The sequence below is a fragment of the Streptomyces sp. NPDC051664 genome, assembly GCF_044453545.1.
Lineage (GTDB): Bacteria > Actinomycetota > Actinomycetes > Streptomycetales > Streptomycetaceae > Streptomyces.
In genome coordinates this window covers 124726-146406 of sequence record NZ_JBITCU010000005.1, presented here as the reverse complement: position 1 = coordinate 146406, position 21681 = coordinate 124726, and the positions used below count along the sequence as shown (strand labels likewise).

The following is a 21681-nucleotide window of genomic DNA, read 5'->3' as shown; positions in this document are numbered from 1 at the left end:
TCCGCGAGACGACCGGAGGCGTCCCCATGGGGGCTGGGCACGATCACGGACACACACACGGCGGGCCGCCGCCGACCGGCACCGCGGCCGCCGCCTACAAGGGGCGACTGCGGGTCGCGCTCTGCATCACGCTCACCGTGATGGTCCTGGAGATCGTCGGCGGCCTGCTCTCGGACTCGCTGGCGCTGATCGCCGACGCCGCCCACATGGCCACCGACGCACTGGGGCTCGGCATGGCGCTGCTGGCGATCCACTTCGCCAACAAGCCGGCCGGACTCAACCTCACCTTCGGCTACGCCCGGGCGGAGATCCTCGCCGCTCTGGCCAACTGTCTGCTGCTCCTCGGGGTCGGCGGCTATCTGCTGTTCGAGGCGGTCGAGCGCTTCATCACACCGACCGAGACCCGGGGCGGCCTGACGATCGTCTTCGCGCTGGTCGGCCTCGTCGCCAACATGATCTCCCTGTCGCTGCTGATGCGCGGACAGAAGGAGAGCCTCAATGTGCGCGGCGCCTATCTGGAGGTGCTGGCGGACGCGCTCGGCTCGGTCACCGTGCTCGTCTCGGCGAGCATCATCCTGGCCACCGGCTGGCAGGCCGCCGACCCGGTCGCCTCGCTGCTCATCGGCCTGATGATCGTCCCCCGCACGGTGAAGCTGCTCCGGGAGACACTCGATGTGCTGCTGGAGTCGGCCCCGAAGGGGGTCGACATGGGAGAGGTACGGGCCCACATCACCGCCCTGCCCGGAGTGCTGGACGTCCACGACCTGCACGCCTGGACCATCACCTCGGGCATGCCGGTCCTCTCCGCCCATGTGGTGGTGCACCAGGAACTGCTCGACTCGGTGGGGCACGAGAAGCTGCTGCACGAACTGCAGGGCTGCCTCGGTGTCCACTTCGATGTCGAGCACTGCACATTCCAGCTCGAGCCCATCGGTCATGCGGAGCACGAGGCCAAGCTCTGTCACTGAACGGCCCCTCGGGGGACGGGTGTAGGGTCCCCGCAGAGGCATTCGGGCCTCGCCCGTGTCTGAGAGAGGAGCTGAGGTTGATGACCGTCACGACGGCGCCTGCCCGGCGCAGCATTCGGTCCTACTTCAGCTCCCGGGTTGCCGGCTAGCCCCCGACTCACGCCGAGTCGCGACGTTGGCCGGAGCCCTCTCACTCAAGGGTTTCCCACGTTGACCGACAACGATCACGCCGTTCGTGACGATCACGCCGTTCGTTACGAGGCGTTCTTCTCCCTGCACCACAACCTGCCGCGGCAGAGCCCCGGCTCCGACGCCACCACCCGGCAGCTGCTCGCCCTCACCGGCCCGCTGCCGCACCGTCCGCGCGTCCTCGATCTGGGCTGCGGCCCGGGCAGGGCCGCGCTGCTGCTCGCCGCCGAGGCGGGTGCCGAAGTGACAGCCGTCGACACCCACCAGCCGTTCCTCGACGAGCTGCGCGCGGCTGCCGAGGCGCGCGGGCTCGGCGACCGGATCCGTACCGTCCGGGCCGATATGGGCAAGCTCTCCGGCCCCGGCACACCGGACCTCCCCGACGGGTCGTTCGATCTTGTCTGGGCCGAGGGGTCCGCGTACATCATCGGCTTCGACACCGCGCTGAGGGACTGGAAGCGGCTGCTCGCCCCGGGCGGCTCCCTGGTCGTCAGCCACTGTGTCTGGACGACGGACGAGCCGTCGGACGAGGCGCGCGCCTTCTGGGACCAGGACGGTCCGATGCTCCCGGTGGCAGGGCAGACCGCGGCGGCCGTCGCGGCCGGCTATCACGTCCTCGGCGCCCGGGTGCAGCCCGAAAGCGACTGGGACGAGTACTACGTCCCGCTCGCCCGGCATGTCGAAGCCGCGGATCCTTCGGCGCCCGGCATGGCGTGGGCGCTCGCGTCCACCCGTGCGGAACTGGCCATGCGCCGCGACCACGGCAGGGAGTACGGCTACGCCGCGTACGCCCTGCGTCCCGCCGACCCCCGCTGGACCACCCGGCCGGAGACGGCGGCGGACATCGACGCCGTGCACGCGGTCAACGCGGCCGCGTTCCCGACACCGGACGAGGCCGGTCTCGTCGACGCGCTACGGGCCGATCCGTCGGCCTGGCTGCCCGGCCTGTCGTACGTGGCCCAGGACGGGCCGGACGGCGACATCGCCGCGTACGCGCTGCTGACCCGGTGCCGGGTCGGTGACACACCGGCGCTGGCACTGGCACCCGTGGCGGCCGTCCCTGCCCGGCAGCGCCAGGGGGCCGGTGAGGCGGTGGTGCGGGCCGTGCTGGACGCGGCCCGGCTGCGGGGCGAACGGCTCGTGCTGGTGCTCGGGCATCCCGGGTACTACCCGAGGTTCGGCTTCGTACCGGCTTCCCGGTACGGGATCCGTCCGGGCTTCGACGTACCGGACGAGGCGATGATGGCTCTGCTGCTCGACGATTCCACGCCGGTGCCGCAGGGCATGATCCAGTATCCGGCGGCATTCGGGGTCTGAGGCGTGGTCCGGTCCCACCGCATCCGTACAGTGCGGTGGGACCGGACATGCCAGGACCCGAAGTACGGACAAGCCGCTTTTGTACGGCAGACTTGAGCAGACTCGAGGGGACCGGCGCACGGTGCCGGGGACCATAGCGAAGGATGGGTATGCCGACCACACCAGCCACCGCGGCGAACAGCTCGTCGAACGGCACAGCAGAAGCGATCATGCTCGAACTGGTCGACGAGAACGGCACCACCATCGGCACGGCGGAGAAGCTCGCCGCCCATCAGGCGCCCGGTCAGCTGCACCGCGCGTTCTCCGTGTTCCTCTTCGACGAGCAGGGCCGGCTGCTGCTGCAGCGCCGTGCGCTCGGCAAGTACCACTCCCCCGGTGTCTGGTCGAACACCTGCTGCGGTCACCCGTATCCGGGCGAGGCGCCCTTCGCCGCCGCCGCCCGGCGTACGTACGAGGAGCTCGGGATCTCGCCGTCGCTGCTCGCCGAGGCCGGCACCGTCCGCTACAACCACCCCGACCCGGCATCCGGACTGGTGGAGCAGGAGTTCAACCACCTTTTCGTCGGGCTGGCACAGGCACAGCTGCTTCCGGACCCGGAGGAGGTCGGCGAGACGGCGTTCGTGGCCGCCGACGAGCTGGCGAAGCGGCATGACGAGGCGCCGTTCTCGGCCTGGTTCATGACGGTGCTCGATGCGGCACGCCCGGCGATCCGGGAGCTGACCGGCCCGTCCGCGGGCTGGTGACGGCGGACCGGCGGCACGGAGCCGGCGGCAAGGGCCGGCGGACCGGGGACGGCACGGGCCGGCGGACCGGGTGGGTACGGGCAGTCAGAGCTTCGCGCTCAGCGGCAGTGCCGCCCAGATGATCTTGCCGCCGGCGGCGGTGTGTTCGACGTCGCAGGTGCCGCCCGCTTCGAGCGTGATCTCCCGGACCAGCAGCAGCCCGCGCCCACCGGTCTGCGCGTAGTCCGTCTCCAGGGCCGTCGGCCGGTACGGGTGGTTGTCCTCCACGGACACTCTGACCCATTCGGCACCGACGGCCACCTCCACGGCGAGCTCCGGGGAGAGCAGCGCCGCGTGCTTCACCGCGTTGGTGACCAGCTCGGAGACGATGAGCAGCAGACCCTGGGCGATGTCCTCGTCCATCGGCACGCCCTGGCGGTTCAGCAGATCGCGTACGGCGTGCCGGGCCTGCGGTACGGAGATGTCGACGGCAGGCGCGGTGAAGCGCCAGACCCCTTCGTACGACACGGGCCGGGCCGGGACACTCCCGCGGCTCTCCATAGTTCCGGCACCCGCTCTCGACTCGTTGGTCACTGCACGTCGAGTACAGAGTGCGGGGAGTGGTTGGTCCGGACCGTACTACTGAACAAAAGTCGACCTCTATCGACAGAATTTGATCGATCGAGTAGGACGGCGCCACTTCTCGGACTGTTTCTGATCTTCTTCTACGGCTTGTCCGGCAGCTCCTCGGTCACCGTCTGCTGATCCGCGACCAACGAGACGATGCGGCGGCCGCCCACCCCGATCGCGATCAGACCGAGACCGTCGAAGAGCAGCGCGAGCGAGAGGAACAGACCGAGCACATAGAGGCTGCTGTGCGGCCGGTCGAAGAGCCCGAGCAGCCAGAGCAGCCCGAGCAGCAGACCGAAGGCGCCCTGCAGCAGCGTCCAGCCGAACTGCGTCCCCTCACGGTGCGTGCCTGCCTGGCGCCCTTCTTGATCATAGGTTCGAACAGTACGGATAGCATCCGGCGCATGGACCGTGAGGAACCGCAGCTGAAGCACACCGTCACGGACGGCGTCGCCACCGTCGTGATCAGCCACCCGGCCAAGCGCAACGCGATGACGGCCGCGATGTGGCAGTCTCTGCCCGCGCTGCTGGAGCGGCTGGCCGCCGACCCCGCCGTGCGCGCCCTGGTCCTGACCGGCGCCGGGGACACCTTCTGTGCGGGTGCGGACATCTCCTCGCTCCGGGACCGGGTGAGCGATCCGGACTACGATCCGCAGGCTCTCGCCGTGGCGGCCGAGGAGGCCCTGGCCGCCTTCCCCCGGCCGACGCTCGCCGCTGTGCGCGGCTTCTGCGTGGGCGGCGGCAGCCAGCTGGCGGCCGCCTGCGACCTGCGGTTCGCCGAGGAGGGCGCGTCCTTCGGCGTCACCCCGGCCAAGCTGGGCATCGTCTATGCCGCGTCGTCGACCCGACGGCTGGTCGCGCTGATCGGCCCGGCCGCGGCGAAGCACCTGCTGTTCTCCGGCGAGCTGATCGGGACGGAGCGCGCGCTGCGGACCGGCCTGGTGGACGAGGTGCTGCCGCCCGGTGAGCTGGACAAGCGGGTGGAGTCGTACGTACGGATCCTGGCCTCGCGCTCGCAGCTGACACAGGCGGCGGCGAAGGAGTTCGCCGCGGGACGCGAGGACCGGGACGCGTACTGGGCGGAGCAGGCGCGCCGCAGCGGCGACACCGCGGAGGGTGTCGCCGCCTTCCTGGAGCGGCGGGCGCCGCGCTTCACCTGGACGACCTGAGCCTCGGCCGGGACAGTCCTGGGGCTGTCCCGTGATCCCTGGTGGATCAGCGCGCGGCGTCGGATGCGGTGCATCGCAAGGCGGAGGGACGTCATCGTACTGGGCGTACTCGGGCGTTCCGACAACGCGGCGAGGTGCCGTAGCTGTCGTCGCGCGCCCGCCAGGGATTACGGGACAGCCCTAGCGGAGGATGAAGCGGCTCTTGGCGCGGAATTCCTCGACGAGCGCGGCCGGCGCCTTCTCCGGTGACCCCGCGTCGTACGGCGGCTGGGGGTCGTACTCCGTCAGCAGCTGTACGGCCTGGGCGTGCTCGTCGCCGGCGATCCGGCCGAGCAGGGTGAGCCCCATGTCGATGCCGGACGATACGCCGGCGGCCGTCACGTACTTGCCGTCGATGACGACGCGCTCGCCGGTCGGCTCGGCGTCGTACGTCTTCAGCACGTCAAGGGCGAGCCAGTGCGAGGTGGCGCGCCGCCCCACCAGCAGACCGGCCGCGGCGAGCAGCAGCGAGCCGGTGCAGACGGAGGTCGTCCAGGTGCTGGTGGCATCGGCGGCGCGCAGCCAGCCGAGCAGCGTCTCGTTCTCCATCTGGGCGCTCTGGCCGGGGCCGCCGGGGACGATCACCAGATCCGGGGCGGGTACGTCGGCGAGGGTCCGTTCGGCGACGAGCGCGAGGCTGCCGCTGTCGTTGCGCACGGGGCCGGTCCGCTCGGCGACGAAGACGGTCCCGGCGCCGGGGATGCGGGAGAGGATTTCGTAGGGGCCGACGGCGTCGAGTGCCGTGAAGCGGTCGAACAGGACGATGGCGATCTGCATGGCATGCCTTTCAGCGGGTGCTGGTCATGGGCTGGGGGCGGAACCGCCGCCGGTACTCGGCGGGCGCGGTGCCGAGGGTCTTGATGAAGGCGCGGCGCATGGCCTCCGGGGTGCCGTACCCGCAGGCGTGCGCGATGTGGGCGACCCCATCGGTGGTGTCCTCCAGGAGGCACCGGGCGTGTTCGAGCCGGACTCGGTCGACGTACCGGCCCGGTGTCTGGCCCGTCTCGGCCTGGAAGGCGCGGGCGAAGTGGCGGGGCGAGAGGCTGGCGCGGGCGGCGAGCGCCTCGACGGAGAGGTCTTCACCGGGGTGCTGGGTGATCCAGTGCTGGACCTCGCGCAGTGGTTCGCGGCGCGCGATCTGGGAGGTGAGCTGCGCGCTGAACTGGGCCTGGTTGCCCGGCCGCCGCAGAAAGACGACGAGATGGCGGGCGACGGTGAGCGCGATCTGCCTGCCGAAGTCCTCCTCGACGAGAGCGAGGGAGAGATCGATGCCCGCGGTGACACCGGCGGACGTGGCCAGGTTCCCGTCGCGTACGAAGATCGGGTCCGGGTCGACCTCGACGGCCGGATAGGCGCGGGCGAGGTGCTCGGCGACCACCCAGTGCGTGGTCACCCGGTGCCCGTCCAGCAGTCCCGCCTCCGCGAGCAGCAGGGCTCCGGTGCAGACCGAGACCAGACGCTCGGCGTGCGGGGCGTGTACCCGCAGCCAGTCGACGAGTGCCGGGTCCGGAGACCGGGTGCCCTGGCCGCCGGGGACGAGGAGGGTGTGGGGCGGCTCGGCGTCGGCGAGGCTGCCGTCCGGTACGAGAGTGAGTCCGACACTCGTGCGGACCGGCGCGCCGTCGAGTGAGGCGGTGCGGAGGTCGTACGTGACGTCCGGGAAGCGGGCGGCCCCCGCGAAGACCTCCATGGGCCCGGTCACATCGAGGCTCTGGACACCGTCGAAGAGGACGACGAGTACGGATCGCTGCGTCATGTCTTCCATCCTTGTAGGCCGCGAAGATGGCCGCAATGACGAACAACCCACCTTTCCTGCCATCGGGGATCCGGTGCGGACCGGACGTCATCCCGGGGTTCCGCCACGTACTGACCAGTCGGTAACGTGCGCGCATGAGTACTCTGCCGCCGCTCGCCGGACGCCGCTGCCACAACGCCATCAACCCGCTGCACTCGACGGTCTACTTCTCCCCCGACCTCGGCAAGGAGCTCGGAGAGCTCGGCGTCGGCGACTCGAACGCCGCCTACTTCGCCGCACGCGGGGCGGCGCTGGGAGCTGTCGGACCGGGCACCGTCACCGCGACCTTCTACAACTTCAACCACGACCTCGTGGCCCGGCACCTGCCCGCAGTGTGGTCCGTCGCCTCGCCGGAGGCGGTCCTGGAGGCCCGGCTGCGCGCCGTCGACACGACGCTGCGCCGGCTGCTCGGCCCGGAGATCATCGACTCCCCCGAACTGGCCGAGGCGGCGGAGCTGGCGCTGCGCGCCGCCGAGGCGTGCACCCGACACGCCCGGCCGCTGTACGCCGCCCACGCCGATCTGCCCGTGCCCGAGCAGCCGCACCTGGCGTACTGGCACGCCGCGACACTGCTGCGCGAACACCGTGGCGACGGCCATCTCGCCGCGCTCCTCGCCGCCGGTCTCGACCCGGTCGAGGCCCTGGCCAGCCACACGGCAACCGGCAAGGGCATGTCGCCTCGCTGGGTTCTCGCCACCCGCGGCTGGCGCCGCAACGACTGGGAGGACGCGACCGAGCGGCTGCGCGGGCGTGGACTCCTCGACGGTGAGGGCGAGTTGACGGAGGCCGGGGTTGCGCTCCGCGCGGAGCTGGAGGACGCCACCGACCGGATGGACGCGGCACCGTACGAGCATCTCGGCGCGGAGGGCGTGGCGCGGCTGACCGAACTGGCGCGCGGCTTCCTGTTCACGGCGGCTTCGGCGGGCGCGTTCCCGGCCGACCTGATCGGCAAGGGCTGAGCCGCCGACCGGTCGACAAACGGGGTGGTCGGGCGACACGGCGCCCGACCACGCGGCACAATGCTGGCGAAGGAGCCACGGCGTGCCCTGGCCCCCGGTAAGCACAGCCAGTACGAGAAGGCGAGTCGGTAGAAACCGTGACGACGTCCATCGAAGGCAGGATCGCCGAGGAGCTCGGCGTACGCGAGCGGCAGGTGAAGGCGGCCGTCGAGCTGCTCGACGGCGGGTCGACCGTGCCGTTCATCGCGCGCTACCGCAAGGAAGCGACCGAGATGCTCGACGACGCGCAGCTGCGCACGCTCGAGGAGCGGTTGCGATATCTGCGGGAGCTGGAGGACCGGCGTACCGCGATCCTCGACTCCGTTCGCGAGCAGGGCAAGCTGGACGCGGCCCTGGAGGCGCAGATCCGGGCGGCCGACACCAAGGCCCGTCTTGAGGACATTTATCTGCCGTTCAAGCCGAAGCGGCGGACGAAGGCGCAGATCGCCCGGGAGGCGGGGCTCGAACCGCTCGCCGACGGGCTGCTGGGCGACTCGTCGGTCGAGCCGCTCGCCGCGGCGGCTGCCTTCGTCGACGCCGACAAGGGCGTCGCGGACGCGGCGGCGGCGCTGGACGGCGCCCGCGCGATCCTGACCGAGCGTTTCTCGGAGGACGCGGATCTGATCGGCGAGCTGCGCGAGCGCATGTGGTCGCGCGGGCGGCTGGCGGCGAAGGTACGGGACGGCAAGGAGGAGGCCGGCGCGAAGTTCGCCGACTACTTCGACTTCGCCGAGCCGTTCACCGCGCTGCCCTCGCACCGGGTGCTCGCGATGCTCCGGGGCGAGAAGGAGGACGTTCTCGACCTGGTCCTGGAGCCGGAGGAGCCGTCGGACGAGCCGGGCCCGTCGACGTACGAGAACATGGTCGCCCGCCGCTTCGGCGTGGCCGACCGCGGCCGCCCCGGCGACAAGTGGCTGGGCGACACCGTGCGCTGGGCGTGGCGGACCCGGATCCTCGTCCACCTCGGGATCGATCTGCGGCTGCGGCTGCGTACGGCGGCGGAGGACGAGGCGGTACGGGTCTTCGCGTCGAACCTGCGCGATCTGCTGCTCGCCGCGCCGGCCGGGACGCGGGCCACGCTGGGGCTCGACCCCGGCCTCCGTACCGGGGTGAAGGTCGCCGTCGTCGACGCGACGGGCAAGGTCGTGGCGACGGACGTCATCTACCCGCACGTCCCGGCGAACAAGTGGGACGAGTCGCTGGCCAAGCTGGAGCGGCTGGCGAAGGAGCACTCCGTCGACCTGATCGCGATCGGCAACGGCACCGCGTCCCGCGAGACGGACAAGCTCGCCGGCGAGCTGTGCGACAAGCACCCGGAGCTGAAGCTCACCAAGGTGATGGTGTCCGAGGCGGGCGCCTCGGTCTACTCGGCCTCGGCCTTCGCCTCGCAGGAACTCCCCGACATGGACGTGTCGTTGCGCGGCGCGGTGTCCATCGCGCGGCGCCTGCAGGATCCGCTGGCCGAACTGGTGAAGATCGACCCGAAGTCGATCGGTGTCGGCCAGTACCAGCACGACCTGTCCGAGGTGAAGCTGTCGCGTTCGCTGGACGCGGTGGTCGAGGACTGTGTGAACGGCGTCGGTGTCGACGTCAACACCGCGTCGGCGCCGCTGCTTTCGCGGGTCTCGGGCATCGGCTCCGGCCTCGCGGAGAACATCGTCGCGCACCGGGACGCGAACGGACCCTTCCGGTCCCGGAGGGCGCTGAAGGATGTGGCGCGGCTCGGCCCGAAGGCGTACGAGCAGTGCGCGGGCTTCCTCCGGATCCGGGGCGACGACCCGCTGGACGCGTCGAGCGTGCACCCGGAGGCGTATCCGGTGGTGCGGACGATGGTGAAGAGGACGGGCGGTGACGTCGCTTCGCTGATCGGCAACACGGGGGTGTTGCGGTCGCTGCGGGCCGACGACTTCGTGGACGAGAAGTTCGGTCTGCCGACGGTCACGGACATCCTGAAGGAGCTGGAGAAGCCGGGGCGCGACCCGCGGCCGGCGTTCAAGACGGCCACCTTCAAGGAGGGTGTCGAGAAGATCGGCGATCTGGCGTCCGGGATGGTGCTGGAAGGGGTCGTCACGAATGTTGCCGCGTTCGGGGCATTCGTGGACGTCGGCGTCCACCAGGACGGCCTGGTGCACGTGTCGGCGATGTCGAAGACCTTCGTGAAGGACCCTCGGGATGTGGTGAAGCCGGGCGACATCGTGAAGGTGAAGGTGATGGACGTCGACATCCCGCGGAAGCGGATCTCGCTGACGCTGCGGTTGGACGACGAGGCGTCGGCGGGGGCGGCGCCTCAGGGCGGCGGGGCGAAGCGGGAGCGGGGCGAGCGGGGCGAGCGAGGCGGTCAGGGTGGCCGGCCGCCGCGGCAGCGGCAGGGCCAGGGCCAGGGCGGTCAGGAACGCGAGCGGCGCGGTGGCAGTGGCGGTGGCTCCGCTCGTCCGGCGCCGGCGCCGGTGAACAGCGCGATGGCGGATGCGCTGCGGCGGGCGGGGCTGGCGGATCCGCAGCAGGGCGGGAAGAAGCGCTGACGGCGGCGCGGGTGGGGGCGGTCCGCCGAGCGGGCTGCCCCCTCCCCGCCCCTTCCCGGAACCGGGGCTCCGCCCCGGCCCTCGTACGCCGGACTGACCGAAGGTGCCCCGTCCAGGCGGGAAGGCCCAGCCCGTCCGGCGTCCGAGGACATCTTCCGGGTGTCGGAGACTGAGGAGCGGGGCCTGGGCCGAGCCCCGGAAGGCCGTCAGGCCTCGGTCACCTTGCCCGCCGCCACCTCGACCCGCCTCGTCGTCCGCACCGCTTCCAGCATCCGCCGGTCATGCGTGACCAGCAACAACGTGCCGGTGTACGAGTCGAGCGCCGATTCCAGCTGCTCGATCGCGGGCAGGTCGAGGTGGTTCGTGGGCTCGTCCAGGACCAGGAGGTTCACGCCCCTGCCCTGCAGGAGGGCCAGTGCCGCGCGGGTGCGTTCGCCCGGGGAGAGCGTCGTCGCGGGGCGCATCACATGATCCGCGCGCAGCCCGAACTTGGCCAGCAGCGTGCGGACTTCGGCGGGTTCGGTGTCCGGGACGGCCGCGCAGAACGCCTCCAGCAGCGACTCCGAGCCGTGGAACAGCTTGCGTGCCTGGTCCACCTCGCCGACCACCACGCCCGAGCCGAGCGTCGCGTGGCCCGAGTCCAGCGGGAGGCGGCCGAGCAGCGCCGCGAGGAGGGTGGACTTACCGGCTCCGTTGGCGCCGGTGATCGCCACCCGGTCCGCCCAGTCGATCTGCAGCGACGCCGGGCCGAACGCGAAATCGCCGCGTACGACCTGTGCGTCGCGCAGGGTCGCGACGACCGAACCGGAACGCGGGGCCGTCGCGATCTCCATCCGCAGCTCCCACTCCTTGCGCGGTTCGTCGACGACGTCGAGGCGTTCGATCATGCGCTGCGTCTGCCGGGCCTTCGCGGCCTGCTTCTCGCTCGACTCGCTGCGGAACTTACGGCCGATCTTGTCGGAGTCGGTGGCTTTGCGGCGGGCGTTCTTGACACCCTTGTCCATCCAGCCGCGCTGCATCTGCGCCCGCCCCTCGAGGGCGGAGCGCTTGTCGGCGTACTCCTCGAACTCCTCGCGGGCGTGCCGGCGAGCGCGGTCGCGCTCCTCCAGGTAGGCCGCGTAACCGCCGCCGTACAGGTTGATCTGCTGCTGGACGAGGTCGAGTTCGAGGACCTTGGTGACCGTGCGCATCAGGAACTCGCGGTCGTGGCTGATCACGACGGTGCCTGCGCGCAGCCCGGAGACATACCGCTCCAGGCGCTCCAGGCCGTCCAGGTCGAGGTCGTTGGTGGGCTCGTCGAGCAGGAAGATGTCGTACCGCGACAGGAGCAGCGAGGCGAGTCCGGCGCGGGCGGCCTGGCCGCCGGAGAGTGCGGTCATCGGCAGGTCGAGACCGACGGTCAGACCGAGGTCGGCGGCGATCTCCTCGGCACGCTCGTCCAGGTCGGCGCCGCCGAGGGCCAGCCAGCGTTCGAGGGTGTCGGAGTACGCGTCGTCGGCGCCCGGCGCCTCGTCGACCAGGGCCTGGGTCGCGGCGTCCATCGCCGCCTGTGCGTCGGCGACGCCGGTCCGGCGGGCGAGGAACTCCCGCACGGTCTCGTCCGGGCGCCGTTCCGGCTCCTGCGGGAGGTGGCCGACGGTGGCGGTGGGCGGGGAGAGCCGCAGCTCGCCCTCCTCCGGCCGGTCGAGCCCGGCGAGCAGCCGCAGCAGCGACGATTTTCCGGCTCCGTTGACTCCGACGAGACCGATCACGTCGCCGGGCGCGACGACGAGGTCGAGCCCGGCGAAGAGTGTGCGGTCGCCGTGTCCGGCGGCGAGGTCCTTGGCGACGAGAGTGGCAGTCATCAGGGTCCCGATCCTAGACGGCGCCCGGCCTCGCCCTCGACGGGTGTCAGAGCAGGCCGGCCAGTCGGTAGAGGGCCAGGGATCCCGCCACGGCGACGTTCAGGCTGGCGCCGGTGCCGATCATCGGGATCTCGACGCAGGTGTCGAGGAGATCCAGGGCCTCGGGCGGGATGCCCTGCTGTTCATGGCCGAGGACCATCACGGTCGGTTCGCGGGCCGCGGGCAGGTCTGCGAGGCGGATCGCCTCGTCGGCCAGTTCGACACCGACGATCCGCAGACCGCGCTCGCGCTGTTTCTGCAGCCAGCCGAGGGGATCGCCGGTCCAGTGGGTGCAGAGGGGTTTGCGGAGCGTGTTGCCGCGGGCCAGGGCCTCGGGCACCCACGGGTGGCGGGGCACGGTGAGGCAGGCGCCGACGGCGTCACAGGTGCGGGCCAGGGTACCGAGGTTCGCGCCGTGGAGCGGCCAGAGCGGAGCAGCGTAGAGGTGGTCCCAGCAGGAGTGTGCGCGCGGGCGCCGGGTGCGGCGGAGTTCCGTGCGGGTACGGGTGCGGATCGCGGGGCCGCTCCGGTCGCCGCTCATCGCGGCACGGAGGCGGACCTCCCGGACGAGTGGTGGTGCGTACGAGGCATCGTGTGCGGCGATTGGCGGCTCACCGGGGCCATCGACTTCCAGCTCAGTGGTGCACCATCGGTGCGACCAGCACGCTCCCCATGGTGCGCGCCACGATGAAGGATTGTCCCTTCACCGCCCGTGCGTCCAGTGGAATTCGGTGCTCGCCCGGTTCCAGCACGCCGTCGAAGACCTGCTGGGTGTGGGTGCGGTACAGCCGGTCGAGTCGGTACGCGACCAGGTTCACCCGGCAGGACGAGGTGACGTGGACTCCGGCTGTGCCGTCCGCCGCCGCCAACCGGACCAGACGGCGCTGGGCGGGTGCGCTGCGGTCAAGGGCGTGTTCGATCTGGGCGACCAGCACGGGGACGACCGGAGCGAGGCCGTCGACGTAGGCGACGTCCGCTCCGGCCCGGGTGAAGGCCCGCCGCACGGCGGCGCATTCGTCCTCGGTGATGGCGCGGCCGAAGGCCACGGCACGGTAGCCGCGGAGCTCGTCGGGCGACACCTGGGCGACGTCGGCGGTGATGTCGGCGCCGATCCCGATGGCGCGGAGTGCGGCGGCGAGCTTGGCGAGTACGGCGACGCGGGCGCCGATCAGCAGGACGCGGCGCCCGGCGGGCAGGTCCGGGCCCGGCTCGGAACCGTCCGCCGACGCGGCCGGAAGCAGTCGTTCCAGTTCCTGCCGGTACTGGAAGCCGTCGAAGCGGAACGGCCCTATGCCGTGGTAGCCGCTCCGTTCCAGGTCGACGGTCTCGTACGTCTGCCAGGCGAAGTCGCGCCAGACGATGTCGGCGCCGTCGCGTTCGATGACAGCGGTGACCGCCCCGCATCCGAGGCTCTCGCACTCGGGGCAGCCGTAGATCACGTAACGCCCGTCGGCGAGCGGGGCTTCCACTTCGAGGAGCAGACGCCGCACGTGCGTGGTGAAGATCGCGGGCGGTACGTCGGAGGCGAGCGGGGACACGGCGTCGAGGTCGGTGAGCTGGAACAGCAGCGGGCGGCCGTCGACGATGAAGTCCATGAAGTCCCGGTGCACCTGGTAGTCGCCATGGGCGCGGACTCCACCGGCTCGCATCGCCGGCGCAAGGCCGAAGGTCGCGTACTCGGCAGACATGACCCGAGTATTCCCGGCCCGGACCTGTTGTGAGCGCGGCATCGGGCATTCCGTTAGCGTCCGCCCATGAGCAGCGCATGAGCCGATGGGACGGGCGGGGCAGAAGTGTCGGACGTGATCGTGGTGGGTGGCGGGGTCAGCGGACTGACGACGGCGCTGGTACTGGCCGAGCGCGGTCACCCGGTGCGGGTCTGGTCCCGGGAGCCGGCCGCGGCGACCGCATCGGCCGTGGCGGGCGCGTTGTGGTGGCCGTACCGGATCGAGCCGGAACACCTGGTCGGCGACTGGTCACTGACGTCGCTGCGGAGGTACGAGGAGCTGGCCGGGCGCTCGGAGGAGACCGGCGTACGGTTGGTCACCGGCCTGCACCGGGGCGAGCGGCTCGCCGTGCTCGGGCCGTGGGCGGGGCAGTTGAAGGAACTGGTGGAGGCGGCCGACGGGCTGCGGGCCCGGCTGCCGCTGATCGACATGCCGGTGTACCTGGGCTGGTTGGAGCGACGGCTCGCGGCGGCGGGGGTTGCGGTCGAGCAGCGCGCGGTCACCGTGTTCGACGAAGCGGCGGCGGAGGCCACGACGGTGGTCGACTGCACGGGTCTCGGGGCCCGGGAACTGGTCCGGGATGCCGGGGTGCGGCCGGTGCGCGGCCAGTTGGTGCTGGTGGAGAACCCGGGGATCGAGGAGTGGTTCACCGAGGCGGACCCGGCGTCGGAGGCGACCACGTACTTCTTCCCTCAGCCCGGGCGGCTGATCCTCGGCGGCACGGCCCAGGTGGACGACTGGAGCACGGTGCCCGATCCCGGTACGGCCAGGGAGATCGTGGCCCGGTGCGCCCGGATCCGGCCGGAGATCGCGCGGGCGCGGATCATCGGACACCTGGTGGGGCTGCGTCCGGCCCGCGATGCGGGTGTACGCATCGAGGCCGAACCGCTGCCGGGCGGCGGGCGGTTGGTCCACAACTACGGGCACGGTGGCGCGGGGGTGACGGTTGCCTGGGGCTGCGCGGAGACAGTGGCCCGGTTGGTGGGCTGAGCCGCCGGTGCGGGGCTTCGGCCCTGTGGTGTCCTCAATCGCCGGGCGGGTTCTTGGGGCCGGGCTTGTCGTGGTGTTCGGTGGTGATCTGGCTGCCGCCGGGGCCGATCCGGATCTCGAAGTCGCCGGCGTACTTCGCATGGCCCTCGATCACTGCCGATTCGACGGCCTCGATGCCGAACTCACGGCGCACGATCATCGGGTCCTCACGCAGGTCCCGCATCAGCGCCACGCACATGCCGATCATGACGAGCGCGAACGGTGCGGCGACCAGGATCGTCAGGTTCTGGAGCCCCGCGAGCGCGTCGCCCCTCCCGTTGCCGATCAGCAGCATCACGGCCGCCACCGCGCCGGTGACGACGCCCCAGAAGATGACGACCCACTTGGCCGGTTCACGGATGCCCTTCTGCGAGAGCGTACCCATCACGATGGAGGCCGCGTCGGCGCCCGAGACGAAGAAGATGCCGACCAGGATCATCACCAGCAGACTCATCACGGTGGCGATCGGGAACTGCTTCAGGACACCGAACAGCTCGGCCTCCTGGGTCGTGGCGCCGCCGAGCCTGCCCGCTTCCTGGAGCTTGATCGCCGTACCGCCGAAGATCGCGAACCAGACCAGGCTCACGGTGCTGGGCACCAGAATGACGCCGCCGACGAACTGACGGATCGTCCGGCCGCGACTGATGCGGGCGATGAACATGCCGACGAAGGGCGTCCAGGAGATCCACCACGCCCAGTAGAAGACGGTCCAGCTGCCGAGCCATTCGGCCACCTCGCCCTTGCCGGTCGCCTCGGTGCGTCCGGCGAGCTGGGCGAGGTTGCCGAAGTACGCGGCGATCGAGGTGGGCAGCAGATCCAGCACGATGATGGTGGGGCCGGCGATGAAGACGAAGACCGCGAGGATCACGGCGAGCACCATATTGGTGTTGGACAGCCACTGGATGCCCTTCTCGACACCGGAGATCGCCGAGACGACGAACGCCACGGTCAGCACCGCGATGATCACGACGAGCAGTCCGGTGCCGGTCTTCTCCCGCCAGTTGAGCTCATGGAACCCGCTGCCGATCTGGAGTGCGCCGAGTCCGAGCGACGCGGCGGAGCCGAAGAGGGTCGCGAAGATGGCGAGGATGTCGATGAGCCGGCCGACGGCGCCGTGGGCGTGCCGGGCGCCGATGAGCGGCTCGAACACCGCGCTGATCGTCTGCCGCCTGCGGCGCCGGTAGGAGCTGTACGCGATGGCGAGCCCGACGACCGCGTAGATCGCCCAGGGGTGGAGCGTCCAGTGGAAGAGGGTGGTGGCCATCGCCGTCTGCATCGCGTCGGCGGCGTCGAAGGGGTGCGTGCCGGGCGGCGGGTTGGTGAAGTGGGCCAGCGGCTCACTGACGCCATAGAACATGAGTCCGATGCCCATGCCGGCGCTGAACATCATCGCGACCCAGGACACGGTGTGGAATTCGGGCTCCTCGCCCTCCTGGCCGAGGGAGATCTTCCCGTAGCGGCTGACGGCGAGCCAGAGGGCGAAGACGACGAACCCGGACGCGACGAGCATGAAGGCCCAACCACCGTTGTGGATGAGCCCGTTGAGCATCTTGCTGGAGACGTTCTCCAGCGAACCCGTGGCGGCGGCCCCCCAGGTCACGAAGGCGAGAGTGAGGACGGCGGTGACTCCGAAGACCACTCGGTCGGTCGTGGGCTGCCGGTCCTGGGTCGGGTCGCCGGGCAGATCCGCCGTTACCGGAAGATCCGCCCGGCCGCCCGTCCCCTGTTCGTCCTGCGACACGAGTGGCACCTTTCACGGAAGCTGTAATTTCGCTCTCCGTAGGCAGTACCACACGCATCGTGCCGTTCGCGGGATCAACAAGCGGTATCGGCTTGCCCGTTTGTGATGTGATATGTGGCCCTCTCATCCAGGAGGAGGGGGACCAAGTTCCGGGCCGACTGGCGCAGCGGTACGTACGCTCCGTCACCGTCGCGCCGGAACGTGACGCCGTGCAGGGCGAGTTCGTCCTTGACGTCGGCGAACTGGGCGGCGGTCAGCCGGTAGCCGCAGGGCGGGTCCTGCAGGATCTCGGCGGGCTCGGCCGCCTCGTTGTCGGCGCCGCCGAGGTAGACGGGACCGCGGTCCTTGAACCCTGCCGTGCGGGACGCGGCCGTGGCGGCCTCGATGCGTCCGCGTCGCTCGTCGGTGAAACTGAACAGCCCGTCGAGTGCGGCCAGCTGCGAGGCGACGCGACGTCGGCTGTTGAGGGCCGGGTCGGCCTTCTCGGCGTCGGTGAGCGCGTCGACCCGGGACTCGATGAGCAGGCCCACCGCATGCTTGATGCCCGCGGTGTTGCGGAGAATGCGCTCCTGTCCGTCGCCCGCGGTCTGCTTGATCGGGTCGCCGGTGACCGGGTCGGTCCAGATGCCGTAGAGACCGCTGCTGTAGCCGGCCTCCTTGGCGGTGGGCCGCACATACCCATCGGACAGGATCTGCGATTCGCCGTGCACCCGGTCGGCGGTGTTGAGGTTGCGGGGCCAGAGGACGAACAGGTCCTTGTCGTAGTACGGCGGGGTGGCACCGTACTCGTGCAAGTCGTAGATCACATCGGGCTTCCGGTCGCGGATCACCGCGGCCATGGCACGGGCCTCGGCGGTCTGCAGGGCGATGTGGTCGCGGTTGATGTCGACACCGTCGGAGTTGCCGCGCGTGTTCGCCGCCCGCCCGTCGGGGTTCGCGGTGGGGACGACGAGGACGTCGGTCCGGGAGAGGAAGGCGCGGGTCGCCGGGTCCTTGGCGTACGCGAGATCCCGGACGGTGGTCAGACAGGCCTCGCGGCCGGACGGTTCGTTGCCGTGCTGGCTGCAGATCAGCAGCATCGTGTCGGACGTGGGGCGGTGGTTGCCGATACGGACGAGCTGGAGCGGGCGGCCCTGTTTCGTCGTGCCGATCCGGTCGATGGAGACGCGGTCGCTGCCCCGGCCGACGGCGGCGAGGAACGACTGCTCCTCGGGCTGACCGGTCCAGTGGGCCCCGTTGCTGATCTCGAAGCCGGTACGGGGCGGGGTGTGCGCGGCCTCGGCCGGCACCGTGACCAGGGGTACGGCCAGTATGGCGGCCCCGGCCGTCAGGGACAGGTGCCGGAGTCCGAGCTGACGGAGTCCGAGGCGACCAGGGCGGGGACGGGTGCCGAGCTGTCGGACGATCGGGGTACGGGGTGTCATGAGCGGCTGCCTCCCGGGATGCGGTGCGCGGGACGAGGCGGTGCCACGCCCTCGGGACGGGATACGCGGGGGGTTGTCGCGGGCGCGGGGCCCGCGGTGGCGCGCACGAACGCTGCGGCGCCGCCGACGAACGGCAGCTTCGCGGACGTACGGGCCAGGTCGAGGGTGAGCGTGGGGGTGGAGTCCGGCGGGTCGATGAGGTCCTTGTCGGTGCCTGCGACGATCAGGGCGAGGCGGTGTCCGGCCGGCACGATGTGGTCGCTCGCGGCCAGGTCGACGGTGATCGTGTAGCGCTTGCCGGGGGTGAGGGGGCGTCCCTTGCCCGCGGAGGCGTACGTCCCGAGGTCGGCCCAGCCGCGGCTGAAGACCGTCCGGTCGACGGTGGTGGTCCTGGCCTCGGTCACCTTGAAGCAGGAACTGTCGCCGGCGGTGCTCGCGCCCCAGCAGGTGCGGTCGGTGAGGGTGGTGATGCCTTCGCCGGATGCGGCGTAGTCCCGGATGGTGTCGGGGCCGACGTCGACGAGGACCGCGGAGAGATGGGCGGTGGCGGTCGTCGGGGTCGCGGTGACGGTGACCTGCGAAGAGCCGGCAAGCCGCAGGTCGTGGGCGAGTGGTGCGGTGAGAAACCCGGCCTTGGCGCCCGTGGTCCTCTCCAGGTCGGCGGCCCAGTCCGTCTCGCTCTGCTTCGGGTCGTCGGTGAACGTCTCGGCTGCGCCGGGGCGGGCGGGCCTGCGCGTGAGGGTGCCGACGCCGGGCGCGGTGCCGGGGCCGGGGCGCGCGGTGGTGACCGCGGTGGTGCGGGGCGGCCAGACCTTGTCGGTGGACCACTGGTCGGGGTGACGTTCGATGTCGGCCATCGGTTCGCGGTCGATGCCGTTGTCGTAGCCGAGGAGGTAGTGGTCGAACCAGCGGTGCAGGGTGTCGACCCACTCGGCGCGCCGGTAGTCGAACGGGTCGACGTGCCCGGTCTGGGAGAGCCAGATCTTGCGCTCGACGCCCCGATCCGCGAGGGCGTCCCACCACTGGCCGAGGTGCTTGGTGCGGACGTTGAGGTCCTGCATCCCGTGGACGGCAAAGACACTGGCCTTCACCTTGCGGGCGTCCTTCACGTAGTCGCGCTCGTTCCAGAGCTTCGTCCAGTCGCCGGTACGGGGCGCCTCGTCGACGAGCTTCTGCTGGACGGCACCGCAGCGCGCCCGTGCCTCGGGGCTCTCGACATAGTCGGAGAGCCATTCGGGGCCGCTGTCGTAGAGGGGGGCGCCCTGGGCGAAGTAGTAGTCGTACCAGGAGGAGATGGATCCGATGGGAACGATGGTCCGCAGACCGTCGACTCCGGTCGCCGCCACCCCGTTGGCGATGGTGCCGTCGTAACTCTTGCCGATCATTCCGGTGCGGCCGTTGGACCAGCCGGCTCCGGTGCGTTCTGTGCCGGTGCGGGTGGTGTAGCCGCGGGCCCGGCCGTTCAGCCAGTCGATGACCGCCTTGGCGGACTGGATGTCGGAGCGGCCTCCGACATCGACACATCCGTCGGAGCGATTGGTACCGGCCAGATCGACGGCGACGAAGGCATAGCCGCGCGGGACGAAGTAGTTGTCGTAGTGCAGCGGGAACTGGACCGGATTTCCCTGGCTGTCGTACGTCTTCAGCTGGCTCTCGTTGCCGCGCCCGCAGCAGGAGTAGTACGGGCTGGCGTCCATGATCACGGGTATCTTCCGGCCCTGCGCCGCGGGTTCGCGCGGCCGCACGATGTCGACGGCGACCCGGTCGCTCTTTCCGTTTCCGTCGCCGTCCAGTCCGGTGTCCACCCAGACGGACTCACGGACGGCGTTCCCGTACGAGTAGACGGGTCTGCTCTCCCGCGGGCTCGCGCCCTGCGCGCCTGCCGGTGAGAGCAGGACGGTCATCAGGGCGGCCGAGGCCGCCACCACCAGCGATCTGTACGTCAAGCGGGTGCCCCGCACACGTATCGGCATCTGCGGAAGGTACCCCGGTCAACTCCTGGGCAACAGGGGGCGATTCCCCATCTACGTGACGTGAGAGCGGTCGAACTGCCATGACGGCCGAATGGCGATCCGTATGACGGCAGCGGCCATGGACACGTCTTGCCCCGAAGGGTTCGGTCTCCGCGCCGCCGTCCTCCCCGGTGTGGGGGGGGCGGCGCCCGGTCGCGTGCCGGTGGCACGGGTCGGACGGGACCTCGCGGACTCCAGGCCCGGAGGGCTGTCCCGCAATCCCTGGTGGCTCGGCGCGCGGCGTCAGATGCGGTGCATGGCAAGGCGGAGAGACGTCCGGATACTGGATGTATGCGGCGTTCCGACGGCGCGGCGAGGCGCCGTAGCTGTCGTCGGGCGCCCGCCAGGGATTACGGGACAGCCCTTAGGCTTGTGGGGTTCGTGCTGTTCCGCCAGCCTCGGCCGATTCCGGCCGGTTCCCGCGCTTACGAGGAGCGTCCCTTGCCCGGTCCGACCCCTTCCTCCCGTGATGCCCGCCCCACGCTGGAGGCCGTGGCGGCCCGCGCCGGAGTCTCGCGGGCGACGGCCTCCCGGGTCGTGAACGGCGGGGCGGGGGTGCGACAGCCGCTGGTGGACCAGGTCCGCAAGGCGGTCGAGGAACTCGGGTACATACCGAACCATGCCGCGCGGACCCTGGTCACCCGGCGCAACGGCGCGGTGGCCGTGATCATCGACGAGCCGGAGTTCCGGATCTTCTCCGACCCGTTCTTCTCCCGGCAGATCCGTGGCATCAGCCGGGAACTCAACGTGTACGACGCCCAGCTGGTGCTCCTCCTGGTGGAGGGCAGCGGGGACTTCGACCGAATCACCCGCTATCTGGCCGGTGGCCATGTGGACGGCGTGCTGGCGTTCTCGCTGCACACCGACGACGAACTTCCCGCCGTCATCCGCCGGTTCCGGGTGCCCACGGTCTACGGCGGCCGCCCCGGCACACCGGGGGACGCATCGGAACACGCCGTCCCCTACGTCGACTGCGACAACCGCGGCGGCGCCCGCGAGGCCGTACGCCATCTGGTCTCTCTCGGCCGGCAGCGGATCGGGCACATCGCGGGGCCCCGCGGCCAGACATCGGCGCTCGACCGGATCGACGGCTACCGCGATGTGCTGACCGACAGCGATCCGTCACTGATCGTGGAGGGCGACTTCACCGTCGATGGCGGCGCCCGGGCGATGGCCGAACTGCTGGAGCGCCACCCCGGCCTCGACGCCGTGTTCGCGTCCAACGACCTGATGGCGTCCGGCGCCCTTCGGGTGCTGGGCGAGCAAGGCCGCCGGGTACCGGAGGACGTGGCGCTGGTCGGCTTCGACGACATGGAGCAGGTGGCCGAAGCGACCGATCCTGCCTTGACGACCGTCCGTCAGGATGTCGAAGGCATGGGACGGTTGATGGTGCGGCTGCTGATGCAGAGGCTGAACGGCGAAGGGCAGGAGACCGATTCGGTGATCACACCGACCGAGCTGGTCCGGCGAGCCTCGGCCTGACCCGTCGGTGCGGAAGACGCCGTCGGCACCGGCG

At 71.0% G+C, this 21681-nt stretch carries 17 protein-coding genes and 1 pseudogene; 8 read left to right on the top strand and 10 right to left on the bottom strand.

Annotation, left to right across the window (positions count from 1 at the left end):
• Window positions 1-26 precede the first annotated feature (26 nt).
• The 3 genes from ACIA8E_RS11980 to idi all read left to right on the top strand — a co-directional run bounded on the left by ACIA8E_RS11980 (window position 27) and on the right by idi (window position 3217).
• The gene (locus ACIA8E_RS11980) at window positions 27-968 is read left to right on the top strand and encodes a cation diffusion facilitator family transporter (RefSeq protein ID WP_399297037.1); all 942 of its coding nucleotides are present in this window, start codon (window positions 27-29) and stop codon (window positions 966-968) included.
• Between the two features lie 210 nt (window positions 969-1178).
• Entirely contained in the window at window positions 1179-2474 is a 1296-nt protein-coding gene (locus ACIA8E_RS11975) for a bifunctional class I SAM-dependent methyltransferase/N-acetyltransferase (RefSeq protein WP_399297035.1), read from the top strand.
• Window positions 2475-2623: 149 nt separating this feature from the next.
• The gene (gene idi / locus ACIA8E_RS11970) at window positions 2624-3217 is read left to right on the top strand and encodes an isopentenyl-diphosphate Delta-isomerase (protein WP_399297033.1); all 594 of its coding nucleotides are present in this window, start codon (window positions 2624-2626) and stop codon (window positions 3215-3217) included.
• A gap of 84 nt (window positions 3218-3301) precedes the next feature.
• Here the strand turns inward: idi and ACIA8E_RS11965 are convergent, their stop codons facing one another.
• A complete protein-coding gene (locus ACIA8E_RS11965) occupies window positions 3302-3757 on the bottom strand; it encodes an ATP-binding protein (RefSeq protein WP_399297031.1) in 456 nt (151 codons plus the stop codon).
• Window positions 3758-3921: 164 nt separating this feature from the next.
• Window positions 3922-4161: pseudogene (locus ACIA8E_RS11960) on the bottom strand (HdeD family acid-resistance protein); the annotation flags it as partial.
• Between the two features lie 69 nt (window positions 4162-4230).
• On the opposite strand from ACIA8E_RS11960, the gene ACIA8E_RS11955 reads away from it, so the two are divergent.
• Window positions 4231-4995 carry an enoyl-CoA hydratase/isomerase family protein gene (locus ACIA8E_RS11955; protein WP_399297029.1) on the top strand — a complete coding sequence of 255 codons (765 nt, stop codon included), beginning with the start codon at window positions 4231-4233 and terminating at the stop codon, window positions 4993-4995.
• Between the two features lie 180 nt (window positions 4996-5175).
• On the opposite strand, the gene ACIA8E_RS11950 is transcribed toward ACIA8E_RS11955, so the two are convergent.
• Window positions 5176-5811: a DJ-1/PfpI family protein gene (locus tag ACIA8E_RS11950; RefSeq protein ID WP_399297027.1), complete on the bottom strand. Its 636-nt coding sequence runs from the start codon at window positions 5809-5811 to the stop codon at window positions 5176-5178.
• Between the two features lie 10 nt (window positions 5812-5821).
• Window positions 5822-6790, bottom strand: a complete 969-nt coding sequence (locus ACIA8E_RS11945) for a GlxA family transcriptional regulator (protein WP_399297025.1) — start codon at window positions 6788-6790, stop codon at window positions 5822-5824.
• A 134-nt stretch (window positions 6791-6924) separates the two neighbouring features.
• On the opposite strand from ACIA8E_RS11945, the gene ACIA8E_RS11940 reads away from it, so the two are divergent.
• Window positions 6925-7788 (top strand): hypothetical protein, encoded by an 864-nt coding sequence (locus ACIA8E_RS11940; protein WP_399297023.1) that lies wholly within the window; start codon window positions 6925-6927, stop codon window positions 7786-7788.
• A gap of 137 nt (window positions 7789-7925) precedes the next feature.
• Window positions 7926-10349, top strand: coding sequence for a Tex family protein (locus tag ACIA8E_RS11935; RefSeq protein ID WP_399297021.1), 2424 nt, complete (start codon window positions 7926-7928; stop codon window positions 10347-10349).
• Window positions 10350-10555: 206 nt separating this feature from the next.
• Here the strand turns inward: ACIA8E_RS11935 and ACIA8E_RS11930 are convergent, their stop codons facing one another.
• From ACIA8E_RS11930 to ACIA8E_RS11920, 3 genes are all read right to left on the bottom strand, one after another.
• Entirely contained in the window at window positions 10556-12193 is a 1638-nt protein-coding gene (locus ACIA8E_RS11930; protein ID WP_399297019.1) for an ABC-F family ATP-binding cassette domain-containing protein, read from the bottom strand.
• Window positions 12194-12239: 46 nt separating this feature from the next.
• Window positions 12240-12773: a TrmH family RNA methyltransferase gene (locus ACIA8E_RS11925; RefSeq protein ID WP_030930134.1), complete on the bottom strand. Its 534-nt coding sequence runs from the start codon at window positions 12771-12773 to the stop codon at window positions 12240-12242.
• A 94-nt stretch (window positions 12774-12867) separates the two neighbouring features.
• A complete protein-coding gene (locus ACIA8E_RS11920) occupies window positions 12868-13920 on the bottom strand; it encodes an oxidoreductase (protein ID WP_399297017.1) in 1053 nt (350 codons plus the stop codon).
• 105 nt (window positions 13921-14025) lie between these two features.
• Between ACIA8E_RS11920 and ACIA8E_RS11915 the strand changes: the two genes are divergently transcribed.
• The gene (locus tag ACIA8E_RS11915; RefSeq protein ID WP_399297015.1) at window positions 14026-14949 is read left to right on the top strand and encodes an FAD-dependent oxidoreductase; all 924 of its coding nucleotides are present in this window, start codon (window positions 14026-14028) and stop codon (window positions 14947-14949) included.
• Window positions 14950-14983: 34 nt separating this feature from the next.
• Here ACIA8E_RS11915 and ACIA8E_RS11910 read toward each other — a convergent pair whose 3' ends face one another.
• From ACIA8E_RS11910 to ACIA8E_RS11900, 3 genes are all read right to left on the bottom strand, one after another.
• Window positions 14984-16729, bottom strand: a complete 1746-nt coding sequence (locus tag ACIA8E_RS11910) for a BCCT family transporter (protein ID WP_399297013.1) — start codon at window positions 16727-16729, stop codon at window positions 14984-14986.
• Between the two features lie 74 nt (window positions 16730-16803).
• Window positions 16804-18153, bottom strand: a complete 1350-nt coding sequence (locus ACIA8E_RS11905; protein WP_399297011.1) for a M14 family metallocarboxypeptidase — start codon at window positions 18151-18153, stop codon at window positions 16804-16806.
• Window positions 18150-20126, bottom strand: coding sequence for a Xaa-Pro dipeptidyl-peptidase (locus ACIA8E_RS11900; RefSeq protein WP_399297009.1), 1977 nt, complete (start codon window positions 20124-20126; stop codon window positions 18150-18152). Before ACIA8E_RS11900 ends, ACIA8E_RS11905 begins: the two co-directional genes overlap by 4 nt.
• A 480-nt stretch (window positions 20127-20606) precedes the next feature.
• Here ACIA8E_RS11900 and ACIA8E_RS11895 point away from each other — a divergent pair, with 480 nt between their 5' ends.
• Window positions 20607-21647, top strand: coding sequence for a LacI family DNA-binding transcriptional regulator (locus ACIA8E_RS11895; protein WP_399297007.1), 1041 nt, complete (start codon window positions 20607-20609; stop codon window positions 21645-21647).
• Window positions 21648-21681: the final 34 nt, after the last annotated feature.